5 protein-coding genes and 1 pseudogene are annotated in these 6,664 nt (G+C 65.2%); 1 reads left to right on the plus strand and 5 read right to left on the minus strand.

All coding sequences use genetic code 11. The annotated features are described in order from the left end of the window. The 4 genes and pseudogenes from VNW74_RS15045 to VNW74_RS15055 all read right to left on the minus strand — a co-directional run. A partial coding sequence (locus tag VNW74_RS15045) for a L,D-transpeptidase (RefSeq protein WP_325678147.1) occupies window positions 1-599 on the minus strand: 599 nt, incomplete at its 3' end. A 168-nt stretch (window positions 600-767) separates the two neighbouring features. Beyond that, a complete protein-coding gene (locus tag VNW74_RS15050; protein WP_325678149.1) occupies window positions 768-1,571 on the minus strand; it encodes a mycofactocin-coupled SDR family oxidoreductase in 804 nt (267 codons plus the stop codon). A gap of 89 nt (window positions 1,572-1,660) precedes the next feature. Beyond that, a pseudogene (locus VNW74_RS31915) lies at window positions 1,661-1,844 on the minus strand (manganese transporter); the annotation flags it as partial. A gap of 19 nt (window positions 1,845-1,863) precedes the next feature. After that, window positions 1,864-3,207, minus strand: coding sequence for a magnesium transporter MgtE N-terminal domain-containing protein (locus tag VNW74_RS15055; RefSeq protein ID WP_325678151.1), 1,344 nt, complete (start codon window positions 3,205-3,207; stop codon window positions 1,864-1,866). Between the two features lie 202 nt (window positions 3,208-3,409). On the opposite strand from VNW74_RS15055, the gene VNW74_RS15060 reads away from it, so the two are divergent. Beyond that, window positions 3,410-4,198: an alpha/beta hydrolase gene (locus VNW74_RS15060; protein ID WP_325678153.1), complete on the plus strand. Its 789-nt coding sequence runs from the start codon at window positions 3,410-3,412 to the stop codon at window positions 4,196-4,198. A 12-nt stretch (window positions 4,199-4,210) separates the two neighbouring features. Here the strand turns inward: VNW74_RS15060 and VNW74_RS15065 are convergent. Further along, on the minus strand, window positions 4,211-6,664 hold a 2,454-nt coding region (locus tag VNW74_RS15065), incomplete at its 5' end, for an ATP-binding protein (protein WP_325678155.1).

Consider the following 6,664-nt stretch of genomic DNA (forward strand, 5'->3'; position numbering starts at 1 on the left):
GCGACGCCGACGCTGCTCGAATCCATAATCACCGAGCGTTCCTTGGACAGCACCGTGTAGGAGCCGACAGGTGTCGGGAATTCCGGCCTACCCATCGAGGCCAGCATTACGCCCTGTTCTCCCCAGTGGGGTCGGTGGTGCGGAGCTGGTAGTGGAGGTGTGGGTCCCGCGCCTACTCCGTCGACGGCCACAGTGAACGTGTGATCTGAGATATCAGCAACACCGAGGACGGCGGGACCCGTTTTGAAGTCCGTCGACAGACCACCCACCGAGAGCGCGACCGTGCTATGCGACGGCCAGAATCCGTCAGGAACCCACTGGACCACGTCGGTGTCCAGCCATTCGAACTTGCCGGTCATCGCGGGCGTCGTTTTGATGTCAATGGCACGCTCGGCCGCGTGCCGGTCGGTGACGGGCGCGCTCAACGTCACCACCACCGGGTGCGCCACACCCACCAGCTCGCCGCGCGTCGGCAAAACCGATGCAACGGCGAACCTTTCCGACTGATTCGCCGCCGCCCGGCTTACGCTGGCCGGCCCGACAACCAGGGTCGCAGCGATCACAATCACCGCAAGAATGCACCGAACAACCGCCCGCATGGCTCCGACCCCTTTAATCGACACGGTTCCAATTGGGATCGTAGGTGCGCCGCGAGATTGGAAGGGTAAGGGCGCGTGAGCAATTCGATCACGCCTTTATCACGTTTTGACCACAGGGCGAGACGCCCGTTGGAGCGTGTCGCGTTCTGCGACCACCGCGAGCCGGCGTCAATGGATGCGGGCGCTGCCGCCGAGGCCGATCTCTAGAACACTGCCGGTGATGACCCCGGGATCGGTCACCAGGTAGAGCACGCCGCGGCTGACGTCCTCAGGCTGCAGCCATGGCTGAGGTATTGGATTCCCCTTCATCATCCGGCGCACTAGATCGTCTGGGATGCCCTCGCCGCCAGCGGGTTGCACCATCGGTGTTTGAGTTGTGGTCGGGCAGATGATGTTGACCGTGATGCCCTCTTTGGCGACCTCCAGGGCGACGGACTTTGCGAGGCCGATGACACCCCACTTCGTGGCGTTGTACGCGGCCAGGTCCGGGATGCCCATTCGGCCGCCCATCGACGAGGTCACGACGATCCGTCCGAACCGCTGCTGTCGCATCACCGGTATGGCCGCCCGCAAGGTGTGAAATACGCCGGTCAGGTTGGTGTCGACCAGCTGCTGCCAAACCCCGTCGCTGACCTCTTCCAGTCGCCCGGTGCTGACGATCCCGGCGTTAGCCACCACGATGTCGAGGCTGCCCATGTCGGCGACCGTCTGCTTGATCGCGGCGCCGACGGCGGCCGAATTGCGCACGTCCAGCGTTAACGGCACGCACCGCCGTCCCAGCGCTTCAACGAGCTTTGCGGTCTCTTGTAAGTCGTCCTCGGTGCCTAGGGGGTAGGTCAGGTCCGTCATCGCATCGGGGGCATCGGCCGCCACGATGTCGGCACCCTCGGCTGCCAATGCCAATGCATGTGCGCGCCCCTGCCCTCGAGCCCCACCGGTGATCAATGCCACGCGTCCGTCCAGAGCACCCATAGGCGATTAAGCTACCGGCCCGGTAATCGGTTGTATGGCGGCTGCTCGTATGGTTTCTTTCACGCTCGTAGATCGGTTGGTGATGGTCGGCCGACCATGACGATCAGGGCCCGGACCGACGATCGCCAGCAACGTGATCAATCGTGTCTTGAGCGTGCGTCCGTGATCGGTCGCATCCATCCGGATCCGGCCGAAAGCGCCCTCAATGTCGCCGAGGTGCGCGCTGTCCAGCACCGCCGAAGTAGTGAGAACCTCACGAGCGGTGCCCGACACAGAACCCTGGCTCGTTGGCTCAGGCACGGGTCGGTCCACCCGGGTTGTCCAAATCCGAGTTCTCCGCGGAGGATTCGCGGATCGGGCGTGGTGCAGGTTCGCGTCGCCGCCAATCTTCTGGCACCGTGGCCTCCAGGAGATCGTCAAAGGTCACCACACCCAGGACGTGATCGTGTTCGTCGACGACAGGGATAGTGACCAGGTTGTAATCGGCCATCAACAAGGCGATATCGGTCACGTCAGCTGCCGGGGTAACCCGGACCGGGTCCAAATCGGCCACTTCCAGCACCGGCGTATCGGGGGCCGACTGCAGCAGTTCGATCACCGACACCACGCCGACCAGCTCACCGGCCGCACCGAGAACATGGATGTTCAGCAGCGCCTCGGGCTGCAACGTACTTGCAGCCGCAACAATCGAAATCGCCTGCGCAGCGGTAGCATCCGTCGGACACGACGCCACATCAACGCCCATCAATCCGCCGGCGGTAGCAGGGTTGAAACCCATCAGGGTGACCACTTTGGTGCGCTGACCCGCAGGCAGCAGCTCCAGCACAGGGCGGCGACGAGATTGACGGAGCTCGAAGATGGCATCGGCGGCATCGTCAGCCCGCATTCGGGCCAACACCCCGGCGACATCGGCGTCACTCATATTGCCGAGCAGCTTGTTGGCCTTATCAGGGTCGAGTTCTTCGAAAACGTCGGCTTCCAACTCGGGGTCATCGTGAATGCGGTCGAGAATCTCGCCGCCCTCGCGCTTGTCGGCGTCTTCGAGCAAGTCAGCGATCTGCGCCGGTTTGAGCTTGCCAAAACGCCCCCTGGTGCGGCGCTCGAGACTGCTTTCCTGGTGCCCGATCAGTGGTTCAAACGATTTCCAGTCTCGGCTGGCGTTGCCGCCACCGGGGTGTATCAGCCCGAACAGGCGCGGCGGACGGCGGGTATCGAGGCGCGCCAGCACCCAGTTCGTCCCGGTGTCTTCCAACTCGACGTCGTAGGCGTGCACCAACTCCGCGGCCGGCACGTCAATCAGTCGATGGTCGAGCAGATCGGCCCGCAGCAGCACCTCGCCGGGCTGGCGCTCAAACGCGCGCAGGTTGACCTTGTTCTGCGACAACAGGACCTGGCCGTGCGCCCACTCCGCGATCTGCTTCCACGACACATACACCCGGTTCCCGCCGATCCCCGCCACCAGCCCCGTCACTGGCGGGTAGACGTCGGCTTCCCCTAACCGCACAACCACGTCCTCGACCTTGCCGACGATGTCATCCGACCTGGCGATTACCGGCTGACCTAGCAGTTCGGACAAATGGATTGCTCGCGACGTCGACGCGGAACCGGGGACCTCAGACGAAGCGGCATCACTCATGGCGAGCCTTTCCACGAACAGAAACCGGCGACCATCGACGGCGCTGCGGCTCAATAGCAACAGCCTGAGGTAAACAAAGCACAACGCAATTCGGCCCCGACGTGGCCACGCCGGGGAGAGGCGCGCGGGCGTTCTTGCGCTTACGCAGGCGCGGCCCTTTAACTCCTGCTGAAACCATCCAAGGGCTGTCATCGTTAGTTTCGTGGCCGAAGCCAAACACGTCGTGTTGATTCACGGCTCCTGGAGCCGTGGGGAGCAGTTGGCTCCGGCCCGCACCGCATTCGAAGAGCGTGGATACACGGTGCACACCCCGACGCTGCGGTACCACGAATTGCCCATGCAGGAAGGTGCGATCAAGGTCGCCTCACTGAGCCTTCGGGACTACGCCGACGACTTGGTGGCGTTGGTGAATTCGCTGGATTCGCCGCCGCTTCTGGTAGGTCACTCGATGGGCGGGCTGCTGGCGCAATTGGTCGCCGCGCGCACACGCCAAGCTGGCTTAGTGGCAGCATGCCCCGGCCCGGCGGCGGGCATCCTCGGTGGGACCCGCACAACCTTCCGCATGTCCCTGCCGCACTTGTTACGGCCACGTTCCTGGACCAAGCCGTGGCGCCCCCCGACGTTCGAGCAATCTCGACGCTGGATCGCTAACACGCAGACCGAGGACATCGCCCGGGAGATGTATGACGGTTTGGTCTGCGAATCCGGACGCTATCTCTGGGAGCTGCTCCTCGCGGTGCCAAGGCTTTCGAAGGCCGCCGTTGTCGATTTCGCGGCGGTCACTGCCCCCGTGCTGGTGATGGGGGCCGAGTGTGACCGCATCGTGTCGGCCGGAATCGTGCGCCGAACCGCAGCCCGGTACCAGCACGGGACCTCCGTTGAGATTCCCCACTCTGACCACATGGTGTTTTCAGGGGCGGCTCTACCGGTGGCTATGAGCTACATCGACGATTGGATGGCGAGAAATCATGTCCTAGGCGCTGAGGCTTGATGAACCGCGCCGTCACGGCATCGCCTCGGCCAGGGCGATATGCCCCTCGAAGCCAAGCGTTTTCGACATGTCGCGGTAGCGATCCCGCAAGTGCGCATAGGTCGCGGCGTCGCCGTGAGCCCGCGCGAGAAGAGCCCGCAGCCGCAGCAGCGGAACCTCGAACAGGACGTATCCCGGGTCGGTCGGCTCCGCTGCCAGCCGGTCGGTCGCGGCCTGCGCCTCCTTGAGGTCGGCGCTGGTGCCGCGCTGCAGCAGTGCTTCCACCAAGACCCTGACGGCCTCTCCAAGGGAGAGCGCATCGCCCGCGTCAAACGTGTAGTCGACGACCGCGCGTGCCAACTCGATGGCGCCGTCGACATCGCCGGTTCTGGCTTTCTCCTTCGCGATCTCGGAGTCGACAGTCCGCACTACGTTTTTCGCGTACCCGTGCCGCAAGTTAGCTTCACGAAACTGGGCGAGCAGCGCGAAACCGGCCGCGCGTTGCGAACCGCCCTGATTGATCAGGACAAGGCCGCGGCTCACCCGGGCGGCATCCACCTGGAAGTCATCGCCGGAATGCTCGGCCATCTCCATCGCTTCGGCGGTGTCCCGGTCAGCCGCCGCGTCGGGGAGCAACGCCCCGGCATGGGCGGCGAACCGGTACTTATACAGCACGGTAACGTGAATGGACGTCGGGTCGATGCTGCGGGCCATCGCGGTCGCCTGGTCGAGGTCTTCCCTCCAGCCTGGAACACCGAGGGAATATCGACAGCTGCCACGCATGAGGATCGCCATCGCCAACGGTGACCCGATGGGGCCCAGACTGCCCTTGGTGGGATCGCCTTCGGCCAGGTCGATGACGCGCTGCGCCAAGCGCAGACCTTCGGCTGCATGGCCCGCCATCCACGTGGATTGCGCGACGAGCAACATCAACGTCAACGCCGGATCGGCGATCGACTCGAGCAGCCGGCTGCAGTCCGACGCAAGCCGCGCCGCTTCCCGGTAGCGGTTATGGAATACCAGCGTCGCCATCAGGCCGCCCATGCCGAGCGCCAGCGACACTGTGTCGCCGGCGGCGCTGCAGAGGTCACGCAGTTCGTCGAAGCCAGTGTCGGCGATGCTGCCGGCCACCCGGACGGTGTTCATGCACAGCAGAGTCCGCGGGGCGATGCGCATCGACGCCCGGCCCGGGTCATCGGTGGGCAACCGGTCGGCGACCGTTCGGGCCCGTTCCCAGCTGTTGCGCGCGGCCCGGATATCGCGGGATTGCGCCCATGCCCCGGCGCGCATGTGCCAGCCGAAAGCGGCGCGCAGGTCATCGGCGGCCTCGAAATGCTCGGCGATCAGCGCCGCGTTCTCATCCAGAGAATCCGGGTAGCGTTGTTGGATCGCGGTTGCCAGGCGCCGATGCAGCTCGACGCGGTCGGACTTCAGCTGTGTTTCGTAGGCCACGGTCCGGATCAGCGGGTGGTGGAAGGCGTACTCGTCGTGCGGGGTGAACCGCACCTGGTCGACGAGTTCGGCAGCGATCAACTCGCCCAGCTCGGCCTCACCATCGAGCAACGCCAACTGCTCTGCACCAAACCGCAACCCGATCACCGCGGCGGTATTCAGAGTCTGCTTGGCGGCCAGGGCGAGCCGGTCGATACGGGCGGCGATGGTGGCCTGCAGGGTCGCCGGCACGGCGGCATCGGCATGATCGACCTGGCAGACATAATTAGCACGGGCTCCGGTCAGCACACCCCGCTCGGCCAGATCGCGCACCAACTCCTCGACGAAAAACGGATTGCCGGCGGCCCGCTCGGCGATCATGGTGGCCAACCCGCCGACCGAAGGGTCAAGTCCGAGCAGCTCAGTGACCAGTGCTGCCGTCTCCGAATCGCTCAACGGGGCCAGGGCGATGCTCTGCGCACCGGGCACCCGGCTCAGTGCGCCCCGGTATTCGGGGCGGTAGGTGATCAGCACCAGCGCGTGCGTCTGCGGGATCACGGTAACGAAGCCGGCGATCATCGATTCGCTGACCTGATCGATCCAATGGGCGTCCTCGACGACGTAGACTGCCGGGGCTTGGCGGGCCAGCGATGCGGCGTTGACCAGCGCGGTCAACCGCCGCCGCCGGGCATCCGGATCGACCTTGGCCAGCGCCACCTCAGGGTCGGCGATGCCCAGCAAGTCCTCCAACAGCAGCACGTCCTCGGGGTCGGCATCAGGGAATTGAGCCCGCACCCCCGCACGAGCGGCCGCATAGTCGAGGCCGCGCACGCCGGTGGCGGCACGCAGCAACCGCGCCACGACGCGGAAGGGAATGTCGCTGGCGTGTGATTCGCAGAAGGCGGTGAACACCTCGACACCCCGGGCCGCTGCCATTGCGGTGGCCTCGCGCACCAGCCGGCTCTTACCGATGCCCGGTGATCCCACCACGCTGACCACCGCGCCGTGGCCGTCGATGGCGCGGTCCAACAAGCCCTCGACCGCGGCCATCTCCCA

Source organism: Mycobacterium sp. (assembly GCF_035570115.1).
Taxonomy (GTDB): domain Bacteria; phylum Actinomycetota; class Actinomycetes; order Mycobacteriales; family Mycobacteriaceae; genus Mycobacterium.

Excerpts from the sequence above, each read along its gene's own strand:
- VNW74_RS15050 (WP_325678149.1), bottom strand. The coding sequence starts at position 1,571 with ATGGGTGCTCTGGACGGACGCGTGGCATTGATCACCGGTGGGGCTCGA.
- VNW74_RS15055 (WP_325678151.1), bottom strand. The coding sequence starts at position 3,207 with ATGAGTGATGCCGCTTCGTCTGAGGTCCCCGGTTCCGCGTCGACGTCG.